General features: G+C 55.0%; 19 protein-coding genes. 17 read left to right on the top strand and 2 right to left on the bottom strand.

Annotation, left to right across the window (positions count from 1 at the left end; translation table 11 throughout):
• The first annotated feature begins 9 nt into the window (after positions 1-9).
• From ACFQO0_RS02680 to ACFQO0_RS02605, 16 genes are all read left to right on the top strand, one after another.
• Entirely contained in the window at positions 10-1,782 is a 1,773-nt protein-coding gene (locus ACFQO0_RS02680; protein WP_382232500.1) for an ApeI family dehydratase, read from the top strand.
• Entirely contained in the window at positions 1,775-2,551 is a 777-nt protein-coding gene (locus tag ACFQO0_RS02675; RefSeq protein WP_382232499.1) for a glycosyltransferase family 2 protein, read from the top strand. The genes ACFQO0_RS02680 and ACFQO0_RS02675 overlap by 8 nt, the downstream gene beginning before the upstream one ends.
• Positions 2,548-3,531 carry an LpxL/LpxP family acyltransferase gene (locus tag ACFQO0_RS02670; protein ID WP_382232498.1) on the top strand — a complete coding sequence of 328 codons (984 nt, stop codon included), beginning with the start codon at positions 2,548-2,550 and terminating at the stop codon, positions 3,529-3,531. The genes ACFQO0_RS02675 and ACFQO0_RS02670 overlap by 4 nt, the downstream gene beginning before the upstream one ends.
• Positions 3,518-5,083 (top strand): HAL/PAL/TAL family ammonia-lyase, encoded by a 1,566-nt coding sequence (locus tag ACFQO0_RS02665; RefSeq protein WP_382232497.1) that lies wholly within the window; start codon positions 3,518-3,520, stop codon positions 5,081-5,083. Before ACFQO0_RS02670 ends, ACFQO0_RS02665 begins: the two co-directional genes overlap by 14 nt.
• Entirely contained in the window at positions 5,067-5,495 is a 429-nt protein-coding gene (locus ACFQO0_RS02660) for an acyl-CoA thioesterase (RefSeq protein ID WP_382232496.1), read from the top strand. The genes ACFQO0_RS02665 and ACFQO0_RS02660 overlap by 17 nt, the downstream gene beginning before the upstream one ends.
• An 11-nt stretch (positions 5,496-5,506) precedes the next feature.
• Positions 5,507-6,112, top strand: coding sequence for an outer membrane lipoprotein carrier protein LolA (locus tag ACFQO0_RS02655; protein WP_382233993.1), 606 nt, complete (start codon positions 5,507-5,509; stop codon positions 6,110-6,112).
• The gene (locus tag ACFQO0_RS02650) at positions 6,112-8,463 is read left to right on the top strand and encodes an MMPL family transporter (protein WP_382232495.1); all 2,352 of its coding nucleotides are present in this window, start codon (positions 6,112-6,114) and stop codon (positions 8,461-8,463) included. The genes ACFQO0_RS02655 and ACFQO0_RS02650 overlap by 1 nt, the downstream gene beginning before the upstream one ends.
• On the top strand, positions 8,447-9,745 hold the full coding sequence (locus ACFQO0_RS02645; RefSeq protein ID WP_382232494.1) for an NAD(P)/FAD-dependent oxidoreductase: 1,299 nt from the start codon (positions 8,447-8,449) through the stop codon (positions 9,743-9,745). The genes ACFQO0_RS02650 and ACFQO0_RS02645 overlap by 17 nt, the downstream gene beginning before the upstream one ends.
• Positions 9,730-10,290 carry a DUF3261 domain-containing protein gene (locus ACFQO0_RS02640; protein ID WP_382232493.1) on the top strand — a complete coding sequence of 187 codons (561 nt, stop codon included), beginning with the start codon at positions 9,730-9,732 and terminating at the stop codon, positions 10,288-10,290. The genes ACFQO0_RS02645 and ACFQO0_RS02640 overlap by 16 nt, the downstream gene beginning before the upstream one ends.
• Positions 10,291-10,307: 17 nt before the next feature.
• A complete protein-coding gene (locus tag ACFQO0_RS02635) occupies positions 10,308-11,492 on the top strand; it encodes a beta-ketoacyl-ACP synthase (protein WP_382232492.1) in 1,185 nt (394 codons plus the stop codon).
• Positions 11,489-11,953, top strand: coding sequence for a hotdog family protein (locus tag ACFQO0_RS02630; protein WP_382232491.1), 465 nt, complete (start codon positions 11,489-11,491; stop codon positions 11,951-11,953). The genes ACFQO0_RS02635 and ACFQO0_RS02630 overlap by 4 nt, the downstream gene beginning before the upstream one ends.
• Positions 11,954-11,962: 9 nt before the next feature.
• On the top strand, positions 11,963-12,688 hold the full coding sequence (locus tag ACFQO0_RS02625; protein ID WP_382232490.1) for a 3-ketoacyl-ACP reductase FabG2: 726 nt from the start codon (positions 11,963-11,965) through the stop codon (positions 12,686-12,688).
• Entirely contained in the window at positions 12,685-13,914 is a 1,230-nt protein-coding gene (locus ACFQO0_RS02620; RefSeq protein WP_382232489.1) for a beta-ketoacyl-ACP synthase, read from the top strand. The genes ACFQO0_RS02625 and ACFQO0_RS02620 overlap by 4 nt, the downstream gene beginning before the upstream one ends.
• A 39-nt stretch (positions 13,915-13,953) precedes the next feature.
• Positions 13,954-14,559, top strand: a complete 606-nt coding sequence (locus tag ACFQO0_RS02615) for a hypothetical protein (RefSeq protein WP_382232488.1) — start codon at positions 13,954-13,956, stop codon at positions 14,557-14,559.
• A gap of 15 nt (positions 14,560-14,574) precedes the next feature.
• A complete protein-coding gene (locus ACFQO0_RS02610) occupies positions 14,575-15,030 on the top strand; it encodes an excinuclease ATPase subunit (protein ID WP_382232487.1) in 456 nt (151 codons plus the stop codon).
• Positions 15,031-15,097: 67 nt separating this feature from the next.
• Complete coding sequence (locus ACFQO0_RS02605) at positions 15,098-15,670, top strand: 4'-phosphopantetheinyl transferase family protein (protein ID WP_382232486.1); 573 nt, start codon at positions 15,098-15,100, stop codon at positions 15,668-15,670.
• A 53-nt stretch (positions 15,671-15,723) separates the two neighbouring features.
• Here ACFQO0_RS02605 and ACFQO0_RS02600 read toward each other — a convergent pair whose 3' ends face one another.
• Both ACFQO0_RS02600 and ACFQO0_RS02595 read right to left on the bottom strand, forming a co-directional pair.
• On the bottom strand, positions 15,724-16,665 hold the full coding sequence (locus tag ACFQO0_RS02600; protein WP_382232485.1) for a pyridoxamine 5'-phosphate oxidase family protein: 942 nt from the start codon (positions 16,663-16,665) through the stop codon (positions 15,724-15,726).
• Positions 16,662-17,285: a glutathione S-transferase gene (locus ACFQO0_RS02595; RefSeq protein WP_382232484.1), complete on the bottom strand. Its 624-nt coding sequence runs from the start codon at positions 17,283-17,285 to the stop codon at positions 16,662-16,664. The genes ACFQO0_RS02600 and ACFQO0_RS02595 overlap by 4 nt, the downstream gene beginning before the upstream one ends.
• A 114-nt stretch (positions 17,286-17,399) precedes the next feature.
• On the opposite strand from ACFQO0_RS02595, the gene ACFQO0_RS02590 reads away from it, so the two are divergent.
• A complete protein-coding gene (locus ACFQO0_RS02590; RefSeq protein WP_382232483.1) occupies positions 17,400-18,296 on the top strand; it encodes a LysR family transcriptional regulator in 897 nt (298 codons plus the stop codon).

Below are 18,296 nucleotides of genomic sequence, written 5' to 3'. Positions count from 1 at the left end.
ACTCATTCCATGCACGCACCGCTTATCAACCTGGCCAGTATTGCCGCCCAGCGTCCTGCCGATTTTATAATCGGCTGGCGCGATGGCAAGGTGCTGCGTAATGATGAGTTCGTATTGCGCATGCATGCGTGGCATGCATTGTTACAGCGCACTGCAGGGCAAAATTTCGCTTTGTATATCGAAGACAGCATCGAATTCGGTGCCGCTCTTTTAGGAGCCTGGCAAGCAGGGAAAACGGTGTGGCTCACTGCCGATACGCTGGCTGCAAGTTGTGCGGCACTGGCGCAATCGGTGGACGGATTCATCGGAGAATTCCCGGCGGAATGGCGACCTTTGCAGGCCGGCCCTGTGCAGGCTTCCGCTACCATTGATTTTGCTGTGCTGAATGCAGATGCTGTGGCTCTGGTTGTGCATACATCGGGCAGCACCGGCACGGCACAGGCCATTCCCAAGCGCCTGTCGCAATTGTCGAACGAGGTTGTCACGCTGGAAGCCGTGTTTGGTTCGCGGCTGGGTGACGCCGACATAGTCGCAACGGTGTCGCATCAACATATATACGGTTTGCTGTTCAAGGTGCTGTGGCCGCTGACCACGGGCCGCGCCATACATGCGCGCAGCCAGAACTTCCCGGAAGAACTGGTCGGATTGTTGGCTAGCCGCGCGTGCATCCTGATCGCCAGTCCTGCGCATCTGAAGCGTATGCCCGATCACTTGCCGTGGTCATCCGCCGCCCACTATGTACGTGCCGTTTTTTCATCCGGCGGCCCCTTGCCGGCAGACGTGGCGCACGCTACCGGCACCTTGCTGGGGCAGGTGCCCATCGAAGTATATGGAAGTTCGGAAACCGGCGGCATCGCCTGGCGTCAGCGCACTCGTGCTGCAGACCATGCCGCAGACGAATCGTGGCTGCCTTTGCCGCAGGTTGAATGGCGCTTGATCGCGACCAATACAGAAGAAGATCTTTCAGCAAGTGAAAACGTGCTGGAAATTCGCTCGCCGCATTTGCCGGATGATGCATGGTTCCGTCTGGCGGATTGTGCTGAAGCATGTGGTGCCGGGCGCTTCATGCTGACGGGTCGCAGCGATCGTATCGTCAAGATTGAAGAAAAGCGCATTTCGCTGACTGCGATTGAAGCACTCCTGGCAGCCTCCGATTACATCAGTGATGTGCGGGTATTGATGTGCGATGAAGTGCCAGGTCAGCGGCAACGTTTGGCTTCTTTTCTTGTTTTATCGGAGCACGGCAAAAGCCTGTTTGCAGCCGAAGGCAAGCTTGTTATGAACGGTTACCTCAAAAAATTATTGGTTGATGCGATCGAGCCCGTGGCTTTGCCGCGACGCTGGCGTTACCTGGATCAGTTGCCACTGAACGCGCAGGGAAAAACCACGCATGCGATGTTGCATGCATTGCTAGACGAACGTCCGCGTGTGCCGCATGCGCGACTGATGGAGCAAGACCTGCAGCGCGTCGCGCTTGAAATCGTGGTGCCGCCGGATTTGCTGTACTTCGACGGGCATTTTACGGAGGCGCCGATTTTGCCCGGTGTCGTCCAGCTGGATTGGGCGATCAGCAAAGGGCGTGAATATTTTGATTTGCCGCCACGTTTCCATGCGGTGAATGCACTCAAGTTCCAGCGCGTGATCGGACCGGATCAGCCGGTCATGCTGGAACTGATACATGACGCGCAAAAAGGCAGTTTGAATTTCCGTTATTTTTCAACGGCAGGGCAGCATGCCAGCGGTCGTGTCCTGTTTGTGGTCGAGGCGGTGTCCCATGCTTGAGCAGGATCAACCCAAGGACGTCTTGCCGTTCCAGCCCATTGTCCTGATTCCCGTCTACGATCACGAACATGCAATCGGCAAGGTCGTCGCTGCCGTGCTGCAGCACGGCGTGCCTTGCATGCTGGTGGATGATGGCAGTGGATTGCCTTGTGCTCGGGTGCTCGATGCGCTGGCTGCCGCCGAGCCGGACAAAATCACACTGGTACGCCATGCGGAGAATCGCGGCAAGGGTGCAGCCGTGCTGACGGGTTTTACGCGCGCTGCCGCTGATGGTTATACGCACGCCTTGCAAATCGATGCCGATGGTCAGCACCGCGTAGCTGATATTCCGGCATTCCTCTCATTAGCCGCGGCGCATCCGGCCAGCATTATCGCCGGCTGTCCTATCTATGACGAGTCGGTACCGGCGATCCGCTTGTACTGTCGTTACCTGACCCATGTTTGGGTGTGGATCAATACCTTGTCGCTGGATATCAAGGATTCGATGTGCGGCTTTCGCGCCTATCCGGTGGCACCGGTGATCGCGCTGGCGGCAAGGCAAAAGATAGGCACACGCATGAATTTCGATACCGATATTATCGTGCGCCTGTATTGGGATGGACTCGAGGTCATTAATTTGCCGACGCGGGTGGCGTATCCGCTGGATGGCGTGTCGCACTTCCGCCTCTGGCTGGACAATGTGCTGATCACGCGTATGCATGCAACCTTGTTCTTAGGCATGCTGTGGCGTTTCCCTTCTCTGTTGGCGCGCAAATGGCGGACGCGATGAATACCAAGGCAAACGCGCAGGCGAACGCACAGGCGCACCACTGGGCGAACATCAACGAATTGAGTTTCGTGACCGGCATGCGTCTGCTGTTCTGGATTTATCGATTGTTCGGCCGCTGGCCTTTCCGTTTTGTGTTGTATCCGGTGCTGCTCTGGTATGTATTGACGCAGCCTTTGCCGCGTCGTGCCTCGCTGGATTATTTGCGTCGCGTTCAATGTTTTGGTGATGGCAAGGTCGACATCAGCACCGGCATGTCGGGCGTGCGTAAACATTTCGCGTCCTTCGCCGAGACCATACTCGACAAGATGTTGCTGTGGGGTGGCTTGTTCAAGGCCGAGCATATTGAGTATTTTGGTAGCCAGCCGATCGATAGCTTGATTGCTGAAAAGCGCGGCGCGCTGCTGATTTGTTCACATTTCGGCAATCTGGAATTGTGCCGCGTGTTATCGCGTCAACACAACAAGATGCGCCTGACGATACTGGTCCACACCAAGCATGCGCGCGCCTTTAATCAAATGCTGGCCGCGCTGGATCCGCAGAGTCAGTTGAATCTGATGCAGGTCACAGAAATGACGCCGGCGACCGCGATGTTGCTGGCGGAAAAAATCGAGCAGGGCGAGTTCGTCGTGATTGCCGGTGACCGCGTACCGGTGGCACCGAACCCGCGCATTGCCATCGCCAATTTTATGGGGGCGCCGGCGGCTTTCCCGGTAGGGCCGTATGTTCTGGCTAGCGTCCTTCAATGCCCGACCTTTCTCTTGTTCCCGCTGCAGCAGGGCAAACGGGTGGAACTTCATTTCGAATTGCTGCGCGAAACGATACGATTGCCGCGCAAAGGTCGGGACGAAGCGTTGCAGCCTTTGGTGGCAGATTATGCTGCGCGCCTGCAGCATTACTGTCTGCGTGCACCATTGCAATGGTTTAATTTCTACGATTTCTGGCACTTACCAACACTGGATACTCACGATGCATCCCGCTGATATTAAAAAAACACAACGCGCAGTTCAATTCGATCAAGGTCGTTTGCAGATTGAAGACATTGCCGATATTGCCAACGGCAAGGCACAAGCCATTCTGTCGGACGATCCGAAGTTCCGCGCAGCGATTGCGCGCGGTGCCGATTTTCTCGACCGCCTGTTGCGCGAGGACGGCATCATCTATGGCGTCACGACAGGTTATGGCGATTCATGCACGGTCGTGGTTCCGCCTGAACTGATTGCCGAGTTGCCGCATCATCTGTTTACCTATCACGGTTGCGGCCTCGGCGAATATCTGACGCCGGCGCAAACACGTGCGGTGATGGCGACGCGACTGGCTTCCTTGTCCAAGGGTTTTTCCGGCGTCTCGGTAGAACTGCTGGAACAGATTGCACGTTTGCTGGATGCCGGTCTGTTGCCGCTGATTCCATCCGAAGGTTCGGTTGGTGCCAGCGGCGATCTGACGCCGCTGTCCTATCTTGCCGCCGTGTTGTGCGGTGAACGGGAAGTATGGCGCGACGGCGTGCAAGTTCCGGCCGAGCAGGCCTTGCGCGAAGCCGGCATCAAGCCGATCCGCCTGCGCCCGAAGGAAGGCCTGGCGATCATGAACGGCACCGCCGTGATGACCGCGCTGGCTTGCCTCGCCTACGACCGCGCCGCCTATCTGACCAAACTCACGACACGCATTACCGCGATGGCCTCGTTCGCGCTGGACGGCAATGCCCATCACTTTGATGAAACCCTGTTTTCCGTCAAGCCGCATCCCGGCATGCAACAGGTAGCAGGCTGGTTGCGCCAGGACCTGGATTGCGAACAAACAGAACGCAATGGCAAGCGTCTGCAGGATCGATACTCGATACGTTGTGCGCCGCATGTGATTGGCGTGCTGGCCGATGCATTGCCGTTCTTCCGGCAGTCGATAGAAAACGAACTAAACAGCGCCAACGATAATCCCATCATCGATGCAGAAGGCGAACGCGTGTTGCACGGTGGCCATTTTTACGGTGGTCATATTGCATTTGCGATGGACGGCATGAAAAACGCCGTCGCCAATCTGGCCGATCTGCTGGACAGACAAATGGCCCTGCTGGTAGACAGCCGTTACAACCATGGCTTGCCGGCAAATCTGTCCGGTGCAGAAGGATCGCGCGCCGCGATCAATCACGGCTTGAAGGCATTGCAGATCAGCGCATCCGCATGGACAGCAGAAGCATTGAAATTGACGATGCCGGCCTCGGTATTTTCACGTTCTACCGAATGCCACAACCAGGACAAGGTCAGCATGGGCACGATCGCCGCGCGCGATTGCTTGCGTGTGCTGGAATTGACCGAACAGGTTGTCGCTGCGTTGCTGATCTCGGTGCGCCAGGGCGTGGCCTTGCGTTTGCGCGTGCAGCCGGATGCCGCTTTGCATGCCTCGCTGTCGGACATGATGGAAGTATTGGGTAAGGATGTCGCATTGATCGTCGAAGATCGTCGTCTGGAGCCTGACTTGCGCGTGCTGCTGGAACGCATACGCAGTCAGGCGTGGGAATTGTATGCGCCGCAAAACTGAAGCCAGTCGCTGGTGGGCGGAGGTCGAGCTACAGGTACAGTTTTTTGACCTGGATCCAATGCAGATCGTCTGGCATGGAAATTACATCAAGTATCTGGAAGTTGTGCGTTGCGCATTATTCGACAAGATCGATTACAACTATGTCGAAATGGGTGCGTCCGGTTTTGCGTGGCCGGTGATTGATGTGCAACTGCGCTATATCAATTCGGCCAAATTCGGCCAGCGCCTGAAACTGCGCGCCGATATCGTCGAATGGGAAAACCGCTTGAAGATTGAATACCTGATCACCGATGCGGAAACCGGTGCCCGTCTCACGCGCGCCAGCACCACGCAAGTAGCACTCAACATGGCCAGCGGTGAAATGTGTTTTGTTTCGCCGCCGGTCTTACTCAAAAAACTGGGAGTCGAATGATGATCCAACGCATGATGAAGCATTTATTCGCAGGCCTGTGCCTGACGCTCTGCGCAGGTGTGAGCAGCGCGGCAGCACCGATTGAAAAAATCCAGAATATGCTGGCCAAGCCGAAAATGCTGTGCGGTCGTTTTGACCAAAGCAAGCAGTTGAGCGGCATGAAAAAACCGCTGTTGTCGAATGGCCGTTTTTGCGTCGTCAACGGCAAGGGTGTGTTGTGGCGCACCTTGCAACCTTTTCCAAGCACCCTGCGTTTGACGCGCGACGAGATCGTCCAATTCCAGGGCGAACGCGTTGCGACGCGACTGGATGCGAAGCAGGAACCCACTGTGCGCATGATCAATAGTGTGTTGTTCTCTTTGCTGTCTGGCGATCTGTCGCAACTGCAAAGCTTGTTTGAAGTCGACGGCAGCGCCGATGCAAAAAGCTGGCGCGTCGCTTTGAAAGCGCGCGAACCCGCGCTGGCCAAAGCCATAGGCGATATTTCGCTGGAAGGCGGGTCCTACGTCAACAACATCACGCTCAGCGAAGCCAGCGGCGATAAAACCAATATCGTTTTCTCTGCGATACAAACCGGTGAAACAGCGATGCTGGCGGAAGAGGCAGCCTTATTTTGATGAATCGTAAAGGGCTGGCACTGGCATGGGCGCTGGTGGTCTGCATGCTACTCGCGCACAATGCCTATCTGTGGCTGGGTAAACACATTGTGCCCGACACCGATATTCTCGCCTTGCTGCCGGTGCAGGAGCGCGATCCGATATTGCAGCAGTCATTCACGCATATGGTCGAAGCCTCGCAGCAGCGCGTGATCGTACTGGTGGGTGCTGCCGACTGGGCCGATGCCAGGCGCGCAGCCGATGCATACAGTGCCGTGCTGGCGAATAGAAAGGATTTGCTGCAGGCCACGCAACTGACCGATCAGATGCAGAGCGACTGGCTGGAGCAATTCCAGCAGCACCGTCTGCCCTTGCTGACCTCGCAACAGGAAGATCAATTGCGCACGCAGCCACCCGCATTCTGGGTTGATGCCGCGCTTGCCAAACTGTATAGCCCGTTTTCCGGCCCCAAGCTGGGCGCGTGGCGTGACGATCCCTTTGGATTATTCAGCGAGTGGGTGCAACAGCGTGCGCAGGAAACGCCAGTGCGACCACGCGATGGATATCTGTTTGTCGAGAACAAGGACAAGCAATATGTATTGCTACCGCTGACTCTGCAGATACCAGCTTTTTCGATGAGTGCGCAGGAAGTCATCGCACCTTTGCTGGAACAGGCCAAGAGCGCTGCTCGCAAGGCGGACCCTCAGGTTGAAATCATTACCGCAGGCGTCGTATTGCATGCTGCTGCTGCCGGGGAACAGGCCAGCGGCGAAGTATCGACGATCGGCCTGGGTTCGCTGGCCGGCATCATTTTGCTGACGTGGTTGAGCTTTCGCTCCTTCAAGCCTATCGGTCTGGTGCTGCTATCGATCGGCATAGGTTGCCTCGGTTCTTTTTCGATTTGCTGGTTTCTGTTCGACCGGATTCATTTATTGACACTCGTGTTCGGTGCCAGCCTGATCGGTGTGGCGCAGGACTATGGCATTTACTTTCTGTGCAATCGTCTGGGGGCCGACGAAAAACTCGATTCGACAGCCTTGCTGAAACGGCTGATGCCAGGACTGAGTCTGACCTTGCTGGCAGCCGTAATTGGTTACATGGGGCTGGCGTTTACGCCGTTTCCTGGTTTGCGGCAGATGGCCTTGTTCTCCGCACTGGGTTTGATATTTGCCTGGATGACGGTGGTGTGCTGGTTCCCGCTACTCATTAGCGGCGGCACCCTCAAAGGCGGTACCCTGATTCGTTTATACGGCAACACGCTGTCTTACTGGCCGCGCCTGCGCATGAACAAGTTGACCTTGTCTTGCGCCGCGATATTTATCGTGCTCGCAGTAATAGGCTGCCTGCGTCTGGGCGCCAATGACGATATTCGCCTGCTGCAAACCCCGCCCAAGCATTTAATCGATGACCAGATCAAGCTCAGCACCTTGCTGGATGCGCCGACGCCGGTACAGTTTTTCCTGGTGCGCGGTGAATCCGCAGAAATTGTCTTGCAGCGTGAAGAAATATTGAAGAAGCGACTGGATCCATTGATCGCCCAACACAAGATTAGCGGTTATCAAGCCATGTCGAACTGGGTACCCTCAGCGCAAACGCAGGATGCGCGTATTGCTTTGCTGAAGGAAAAATTGCTTGATGGCGATGGCCCTTTGGCGCAACTGGCGGAAAAAATAGGCGAAGACAAAACCTGGACGGCGGCGACGCGTGCGCATCTGCTGGAGTCGGGCAAGCTGTTGACGCTGGAAGAATTCCTGAAGACGCCGGCGAGTGAACCATGGCGTCATTTATGGCTTGGCCAGATAGAGGGCATGACTGCCAGTATTGTGGCGTTGCGTGGCCTGAGCAATGTTGATCTGCCCTTGCTGCAACAGGCGGCAACCGGACTCGATGGCGTGCAATGGGTAGACAAGGTCGATGAAATTTCATCGGTACTTGGCCGTTATCGCGAATACATGAGTCTGGTGGTGCTTGCTGCATATATCGTCGTGTTTGCCTTGCTGTTCCCGCGTTATCGCCGTCATACCTGGCGGGTACTGGTACCGACCGCTGTGGCGAGTATCAGCACCCTCGCATTGCTGGGTTTCGCCGGGCAAAACCTGCAACTTTTTCACGTGCTTGCCTTGATGCTTTTGCTGGGTGTGGGTGTCGATTACGGCATTTTCATGCAGGAACAATCGAGCAAGCGTGATGCAACATCGTGGCTGGCTGTCGGTTTGTCGGCGGCCAATACCATCCTTTCGTTCGGCTTGCTCGGTTTGAGCCGGACCCCTGCTCTACAAGCGTTTGGCCTGACGATGTTAATCGGGACGGCGCTGGTATGGCTCATCGTTCCCTGTTTCGGAAAAGAAAATACGGATGAATCAAGAGCATAAAAACGAGCATAAGCACGAACTCAAAAACGAACCTGAGCACGAGATTGAATCAGCCGAAATATTGATCATTGGTGCCGGTCCGTCCGGCGCCGTCGCTGCCGCACTGTTGCGTCAGCAGGGTCGACAAGTGCTGGTAATCGAACGTGAGCAGTTCCCGCGTTTTTCGATTGGCGAGAGCTTGCTGCCGCAAAGCATGCAATACCTGGAACAGGCGGGCATGTTGCGCGCCGTGGTGGAGGGTGGTTTCCAGTTCAAGAACGGCGCGGCTTTTGCGCGTGGCGATGAATATACCGATTTCGATTTCCGCGACAAGCATTCGGAAGGCTGGGGCACGACGTACCAGGTACAGCGCGCTGATTTCGACCACGTACTGGCGAAGGAAGCGGAACGCTTTGGCGCGCAGATACGCTATCGGCATGAAGTGATTGCCGTTGATCTGGAACGCGACAAGCCACTGGTGACGGTGAAAGATCCGGATGGACGCATCTATCAAATCGAAGCTGGCTTCATTCTTGATGCCAGCGGTTTTGGCCGCATACTGCCGCGCTTGCTGAAACTGGAAACGCCGTCCAACTTCCCGGTGCGTGGTGCGATCTTTACGCATATCGAAGATGGCATTGCGCAGGGAGGAAATCCACAAGGCTTCGATCGCAACAAGATTCTGGTAACCATCCATCCGCAACATTGTGATGTCTGGTTCTGGACGATTCCATTTGCCGGAGGGCGTTGTTCGCTGGGTGTGGTGGCAGAGACCAGCTTCCTTGACAACTACAAGGGCAGCGACACCGAACGCTTGCAAGCGATCGTGGCGGAAGTGCCATCCTTGCAAAAAGTATTGGCAAACGCGAAGTGGGATACGCCGGCGCGTCACATCGTCGGCTACTCGGCTAACGTCGCGTCCTTGTGGGGCAAAGGCTATGCCTTGCTTGGCAATGCGGGAGAGTTTCTCGATCCGGTCTTTTCATCCGGCGTCACGATCGCGGTGAAGTCGGCGAGTCTGGCTGCCGCCGTATTGCAGCGCCAATTCGATGGCATCCAGGTGGATTGGCAAAAAGAATATGGTGAACCTTTGCGTGCCGGCGTGGATACCTTCCGTGCGTTTGTCGAGTCATGGTATGCAGGCGGATTTCAACAGATTATTTTTCATCCGAACCAGCAACCGGAAATTCGCCGCATGATTGCTGCGATTCTGGCCGGTTATGCATGGGATCAGAATAATCCCTTTGTGAAAGAAACCGTGCGCCGTCTGGCCGCCCTGGAGAGTATATGTACGCCAGTCTGATGCGTCGCTGGACGCTGATTTCACTTGTGTTACTGGCGAGCGGCTGTGCCACCAAGCCAGCGCCGCAACAGGAGCGTCTTGGCTTGAAGCTGGCACCCGCCACCCTCGGCGCTTCCATCGCACGCCAGCAGCATTTGAAGGTCGAGCGTGAAGGTCGTATCGACGACCTGGATGCCGCGCTTGAAGTTGACGCTGATCATTTGCAACTGGTCGGCCTGGCATTTGGACAGCGCGTATTGAGCCTGAGTTACGATGGCAAGGAATTGACTTCGTGGCGCCATGTGATGTTGCCTGCGCAAGTGCGCGCCGAGGATGTGCTGGAGGATTTGCAGCTGACACTGTGGCCGAAAGAGGCGATTGCCCAAGAGTTGCCGCCGGGCTGGTCCATAGAAGACGAGGGCCTGCGCCGCACCCTGTACAAGGACGGCACGGTAGTGACGGTGATCGAATACAGTGCGATGCCGCGCTGGACCGGCACGGTCGTGCTGCAAAACATGCGTTACCAATATCGATTGACGATTCAGTCAGTGCCTTTCGGCCCTTGATGAATATCCGGAATGAAATGATGCCGTATTTGAATGAATGTGGAATAGTGTGCTCGCTCGGAGATACACACGATGCGATCAAGGCGCGCTTGTTCGAACGTGCTGAAAGCGGCGTAACGATGACCGACGCATGGAGCGCAGAGCGCGTGCTGCCGCTCGGTTGCGTCACCGCCGAATTGCCTTCAATGGAGGCTTGGCCGGTTCAGCAACGCAGTCGTAACAACCAAATGGCGCTTGCCGCCTTGTCCCAGATTCGCCCTGCCGTAGACGCAGCGATTGCACGTTTCGGTGCCGACCGTATTGCGGTCGTGATCGGTACCAGCACTTCAGGTGTTGCCAGTACCGAGACTGCCTTGCGCCAGTATGCAGTGGATGCAAGCCTGCCGGACGCGTTCCACTATGCGCAGCAAGAGATGGGATCGCCGGCCAGCATGCTGGCAATCGAGCTCGGCATCAGCGGTCCTGCCTATGTGCATTCAAGCGCCTGCTCCTCCAGCGCCAAGGCAATGGCCAGTGCCGCACGTTTATTGAACATGGGTTTGTGCGATGCCGTGGTGACTGGCGGCGTGGATACCATGTGCGCATTTACAGTGGCCGGTTTCTCTGCCCTGGAATCGGTCAGTGCTGCGCAATGCAATCCGCTGAGTGCGAATCGCAAGGGCATCAATATCGGTGAAGGTGCCGCACTGTTCCTGATGACGAACGAACCGGCTGCGGTGGCATTGCGCGGCTGGGGCGAGTCATCCGACGGCCATCATATGTCCGCGCCGGATCCGGCCGGTAGCGGTGCGCGGCTGTCGATTGCGCAAGCGCTGCAACGGGCAGGCATCTGTGCCTCGGAAATCGATTACATCAATATGCATGGCACGGCGACGGTACAGAACGACGCGATGGAATCGCGCGTGATTCATGACCTGTTTGGTGCCCATGTTGCAGTCAGTTCTACCAAACCTTTCACCGGTCATACCCTGGGTGCTGCCGCGGCGATTGAAGCGGCGATCTGCTGGCTCGCGATGCAGGATGAGAATGTTGACGGCGTCCTGCCTCCGCATTTATGGGATGGTGTACAGGACTCTTCTCTGCCAACATTGAACGTGGTTGCGCCGGGTACCCTTTTGGGTCGACCTGTGCGTTGGGCGCTGAGTAATTCATTTGCGTTTGGTGGCTCGAATGCGACGCTGGTTTTTGGGAGATCCGCATGAGTTTGCCGGATATCCGTACGCTGGTACCGCATTCGGGAACGATGGTCTTGCTGGATACGCTGGTTGCGGTTGGCGAAGAGAGCTTGTGCGCAGAAGTCGTGATCAGTCCCGATACCCTGTTTTCAGATGCGCATGGGGTGGGCGCATGGATAGGGGTTGAATACATGGCGCAGGCAGTTGCCGCATTCGCCGGTTACGAAGCACTGTCGCGCGGCGAGCCGGTCAAGGTTGGCTTTCTGCTCGGTTCGAGACGCTACGAGTGCCGCCATCCGCAATTCGCCATCGGCAGCAAATTGCATATTCATGTGCATCGCGCCTTGCAGGGTGAAAACGGTTTGGGTGCGTTCAGCTGTCACATCGACGACGCGAACGAACCCTCTGCTGCACCGTTGGCAACAGCGACGATCACGGTGTTTCAGCCGGATAATGTGGGCGAGTTTTTACAAAAAGTTTCGGAATGAAGGTGCAGTATGAATAAAACTATATTGGTGACAGGATCGTCACGCGGCATAGGCAAAGCGATCGCCTTGCGTCTGGCAAGTGACGGCTATGACATTGTTTTGCATTGCCGCAGCCAGCGCGCTGAAGCGGATGCAGTCGCGCAGACAATTGTTGATATGGGTAGGGCGGCGCGCGTGCTGCAGTTCGATATAGGCGAACGCGATATCGCAGCCACGACTTTACTGGCTGATGTGGAAGAGCACGGCTGCTACTACGGCATAGTGTGCAACGCCGGCGTTGCCCGTGACAATGCGTTTCCAGCGATGTCAGGCGAAGACTGGGACATCGTGCTGAAAACCAATCTGGATGGATTTTATAACGTGCTCAATCCCCTGATTATGCCGATGGTGCGCCGGCGCAAGCCAGGTCGCGTCGTGACGCTGGCATCGGTGTCCGGCTTGATCGGCAACCGGGGGCAGGTCAATTACAGTGCGGCCAAGGCCGGCATTATCGGCGCCAGCAAGGCGTTGGCAGTTGAATTGGCCAGTCGCGAAATCACTGTCAATTGCGTGGCGCCGGGATTGATTGCAACCGACATGATCAGCGATGTACCCATGGAGGAAGCCTTGAAAATGATTCCTGCCAGGCGCATCGGCAAGCCGGAAGAAGTCGCGGCAGTCGTGAGTTTTCTGATTGCCGACGATGCGGCTTACGTTACGCGTCAGGTGATTTCGGTCAACGGAGGTCTGGCATGAGCCGGCGCGTCGTTGTTACCGGCATGGCCGGGATCAGCCCGATAGGCAACGACTGGAGTGCGATTCGCACGCGTCTCGGTGAATATCGCAATGGCGTGACGCGCATGCATGAATGGTCCGATTATGATGGCTTGAATACGCAGCTGGGTGCACCGGCTGCGCCCTTTGAACTCTCGGATAAATTCAATCGTAAATCGATGCGCAGCATGGGACGTATCGCCTTGATGGCGACGCGTGCCAGCGAACTGGCGCTGCTCGACGCCGGCCTGCTCGACGATCCCTTGCTCAAGAGCGGACAGATGGGTATTTCCTTCGGTTCGTCAGCCGGTACGCCCAGTGCGATCGGTGATTTCGGTCGCATGATGGAGGAGCGCACCACCAAAGGCATTAATGCCACGACTTACATCAAGATGATGGCGCATACGGCACCGGTCAATATCGGCGTCTTCTTTGGCGTCACCGGGCGTGTGATCACGACATCCAGCGCGTGCACCTCCGGCAGTCAGGGCATAGGTTACGCATATGAAGCGATACGCGGCGGCCAGCAGAAGGCGATGATCGCCGGTGGAGCGGAAGAATTGTGCGCGACAGAAGCCGCCGTGTTCGACACGCTGTTCGCGACCAGCGTCAAGAACGACGCTGCTGATACTACGCCTCGTCCTTTCGATGCAGATCGCGATGGCCTGGTGATCGGCGAAGGTGCAGGATGTTTGATCCTGGAAGAGATGGAACATGCAGTGGCGCGTGGTGCAAAGATACATGCGGAACTGGTAGGTTTCGGTACCAATAGCGATGGCTGTCACGTCACGCAGCCGAATGCCGAGACGATGAAAATCGCGATGGAACTGGCGCTGGCCGATGCCGGCTTGCAGCCAGCTGATATTGGTTACGTCAATGCACACGGCACAGGTACCCAGCACGGCGACATTGCCGAATCGCAGGCCACCGCGCAGGTATTCGGAAAACGCATGCCGATCAGCTCGCTGAAAAGTTATATGGGTCACACACTGGGTGCATGCGGTGCACTGGAAGCGTGGGCCAGTATTGAAATGATGCGCGAAGGCTGGTTTGCACCGACCATCAATCTTGAAAAGATAGATCCGCAATGTGCAGAACTCGACTACATCGTCGGCGAGGGAAGAAAAATTGAATGCGACTACGTGATGTCGAATAATTTCGCATTCGGCGGCATCAACACATCATTGATTTTCAAGCGTTACAGATAACAAGAAAATGAAACCGTTTTTTTTCTAGGGAGTTTGATCGTGATTTTTAAAATAACAAAAAACAAGACCTACGCAATCGCCAGCCTCGCGCTGCTACTTCTGACTACTGGTTGCGCGACCAAGGTAAAGGTGCCGGAGAATACGCAAAATCCTGCGCCCTCTGAAGCATTTTCAAATTTCTCACGGTTTGAAGTAAAGCCGATTAATCAAGGCCCCGGCTGTGACAAGCAGCGCGGTGCCGACAATGCGCTAGATGCAATTCAGCAAAAACTGGATAACCGCCTCGGCGGCTTGATCGCAGCCTGGAATACCGCAGCGCCAGCCAAGGCAAAGGAGCGCAAGCTGATCATCGAACCTGTCTGCTCGAATGCAAAACTGATCAGTCCGGCGGCGCGCATATTGGGCGGTGCATTTGTTGGTAGTTCGGCCGTGGTATTGAACGTTCGTTACACGGACGCGAGCAGCGGCAAAGTGATTGCGGAACCGGTGTTCTATCAGCATGCCAACATGATGGGCAGCGGCTACTCATTTGGCGCTACTGATCGCGACATGCTGGATCGGATTGCGTCGATGATTACGACCTATACATCAAAGAATTACGACAATGCAGTAGGCGGCCCGACTGGGCTGGAAATCAAGAATTAATTCACCAAAGGAAAAATGATGAAAAAATTAGTGTGCACCCTGTCTTTTGCTGCAGCATTGTTGAGCATTACGATGTCGGCGCAGGCCAAGGATGAAAAAATGATGATGCCTATCGATGCCGCCTTTGCACAAACTGGTACCCGAAACAATGTTGATGGTTCGGTAAAATTTTTCTTTGGCACGCAAAAGCCAGCCGGCAAGATTCTGCAAAAACTGGGTAGCGATACCACCAGCCAAAAGTCCAATGCCTTTGGTAAGTCAGATGCCGTTTCCTGTAATACTGCATTCCTGTCGGGCATGATTTCTTTTGAAAAGCGTGCCAAGGAGTTGGGTGCTAATGCAGTAGTCAACATCGTCAGCAACTACAATCACGAAGTCAATTCGAGCGAGACAGAGTTCGAATGTCATGTAGGCGCCATCATGTCCGGCGCTGCATTCAAGGGCGATTTTGTCAAAATCTCTGACAAATAATACTAGCGCGGATGTAAATCCGAATGCAGGTCCCGTCGCCACGGTATGGCTGTTGGATGGCCGTAGCGTGAGCGACGATCAATTACTACCCTATGTTTCGTGGCTCACTCCAGATGAGTTGCAGCGCTATCAACGGTTCCTGCGACCTGAGCGCCAGCGTCAATTTCTGCTCGGACGTATCCTGTTGCGTTGTACGCTAGGTGAGTTGCTGAATATCACACCGTCTTCCATTTCATTTTTCGAACGTCCAGGTCATGCGCCGGTCTTGAACCTGGAACATGGTTCGCCGGGATTCAGCTTGTCGCATAGCGGTCCATGGGTCGCCTGTGCCATCAGCGAGCAATCGGCCTTGGGGCTGGATATCGAGTTGATGGATGGAACGCGCGATTTACTCGCGCTTGCTGAACAATCCTTCGATACAACTGAATGTGCCTTGCTCAAGGAAAAAGAAGGTGCTGCACGCGTCGCTGCGTTTTATACCTTGTGGAGTACGAAAGAGGCGCGCTATAAACTTGCTTCGACCGCGGCTATTGATTCGATCGCACACTGCATGAATTTTCCACATACGGACATCTCTATTGTCCTCTGCAGCGAATTGCTTTTGGCAGAGGGACGCGTACGTATTTTTGACAATTGGTAAAGTAAGCCAGCAATACGCTCACCGTCCAGCGCAGAAATATCAACAGCCGCGCTTTAATTCCTTTCACGCCAAACGCCAGTATTCTCCGTAGTAGGCGCAACTTCTCGCAAGCTCCATTGCAAGGGAATCGCATGCGACTTTATCCAGCCGGATGTGATGTGAAAGCGCCATAGTCGTTCCGCTCCGGCAAGATTCCCAGTTTCATTCGATTGCCACAACACTTCCGTCCTGCCTTGCAGATGTAGCAAATCACCGCGGAGGAAATCGATGAATAATAATGCTGCGCGCGGCTCGACCAGCATATTTCCCAATGTATTGAAATATCGATTGCCGATGAAGTCTGGAATTGTCAGCATATTGCCATTAATGCGGATAAAGCCTGGCCTGCCACCGCGATGCGAGATATCGGCACCGGTGCCATTCATTGCTTCATTGCCTGATGTCGTGGCGACAAAAAAAGTGTCGGCATCGCTGATGATTTTTTTAGCAGCATCATTTAACTGGGTAAAGAACTCTTTCGATGATGTGGGACCATCATTCTTTTCATTGCTGACTTCTCGCGCCTGTATGTATTTAGGGCAGTTGCCAAATGATTGTTCGACATGCACATGCAATCCATCGTCATCGAATGCCGTCACGTAACCATTGGCACGATTACGCCTGCGGGTACTGAATTCAATACCGAGCATGCCTATCGCCTTGTCGCTAACAAGCAAAGGTATAAACGATTCTTGCCAGTGCGCAGTTGCATCTATCCTTAAGCTTTGCGGGTCTTTGCTGCTGATAAAACCTTGCGGTCCGGTCACTATGGTTGCTACCGGCCAGCCCTCATTGTCGGTAGTCGCCACCATCGCAAAACGCAGTGAAGAGAAAAACTGTCTATGCTGATCCGGCATCATTTCGCGTATTGCAAAACCAGGTGTGCCGGTGCCAGCAGCAACCTGCGCCCGCAGCTCCCCTTCATGGAAAGGCTGGGGTTTGAGAGGCGGGTTCATACAGTTTCCGGTATGGCCGATTGCGGCATGGGATGAAATGCTGGTAGCGCTTCAATACGTGCCAGCCATGATCTTACAGCCGGATACGGGCTTAATGAAATACGGCCTTCCGGAGCATGTGCCACGTAGGAATAACAGGCCAGATCGGCGATGGTTGGATTGTTGGTGGCGAGGTAATCGCGTCCGACAAGATGCGTATCCATCATAGTCAATAATTTCTCGGCGATTTCATGTGCACGTAAAGGATTTATTTCGCCTTTCATGTTCCACAGGCTGGACATGCGAGCGCTAGCCGGACCGTGTCTTACTTCGCCTGCCGCTATCGAAAGCCAGCGTTGTATCTGTGCTGCTTCGACAGCGTCGTCCGACAGCCAGGTGGTTTTCGCGCCATAACGTTTGACCAGATAAACCATGATGGCATTGCTATCGGACAGTACCAGACCGCCATCGACCAATACCGGGATTTGCCGCAAGGGATTCAGTTTGCCGAATTCTTCCGTGGCGCGCACAGAGGCTGGTGCCTCAATGTATTCATGTGCAATGCCTAGCATGCGCAGCAGTACTTCAACGCGATGGCAATGCCCCGATAAAGGTGTTCCATAAAGTTTGATGGTAGTCACGATGATGTCCTTTTAGTTGATTGAGCTTTCATCTTAGTCATTGCAATAAATGGTGTAAATTACATAAAATTGCAATTTACTATTTCATTTATTGGAATAATCTGAGGGCGTTTGATGGACAGACTGGACGAACTTGAAGTCTTTATTGCGATTATGGACACCGGCAGCCTGATAGGTGCCAGTCGCAAGTTGCGCCGCTCAGCGCCTGCGGTTACGCGCCTGCTCGGTTCGCTGGAGCAGCGTATAGGTACACGTCTGCTGGAACGAACAACGCGACATCTGGCGGCCACTGAAGCAGGGACACGATTGCTGCAACATGCGCGGCAAGTGTTGAGCGAGTATGAACAGGCAGTGCAGGAAGATCCATCCGCACCTATGCGCGGGACCTTGCGCGTGACGGCACCGGTGGTCTTCGGCCGACGTCACGTGGCGCCGATAGTGAATAGTTATCTCGATCTTTATCCGGAAATGCGGGTCGAGCTGGTGATCAATGATCGCAATATAGATTTGATCGACGAGGGGATAGATATCGCTGTGCGCATTGGTCCTTTGGCGGATACCAGCCTCGTCGCGCGACGCGTCGGCCAAGTGCACTCTGTCTTGGTTGCTAGTCCCGATTACATCAAGCGTCGCGGTAAGCCACGCCTCTTGGCGGACCTGTCATCGCATGATGTCATTTTTAATTCGGGATTCGGTAGTGCATCGGAGTGGCGCTTCAGGGTAAATGGCCGCGACCAGGTGGTGCCGCTGACGCCGCGTTTGACGGTCAATGAAATCGATGCCGTGCTGCTCTCCGCAAAAGCAGGGCGGGGCGTAGCACGCCTGTTGTCGTATCAGGTAGCGGACGAGCTGGCGAATGGGAGCTTGGTAAGAATTTTTCCAAAAATGGAAACCGCAATGTTGCCGGTGCACCTGGTACTTCCCAGTGCAAGACTGATGGCACTGAAGTCACGCGCATTTATAGATCATGCAGTGGCAAGGTTTAGTGAGTTGCGCGTAATTCAGAAGTAA

Origin of the sequence: Herminiimonas aquatilis, from assembly GCF_042665175.1 — a bacterium.
In the GTDB taxonomy this organism is placed as follows: domain Bacteria; phylum Pseudomonadota; class Gammaproteobacteria; order Burkholderiales; family Burkholderiaceae_D; genus Oxalicibacterium; species Oxalicibacterium aquatilis.
This window is presented reverse-complemented; position numbering and strand designations above follow the sequence as displayed.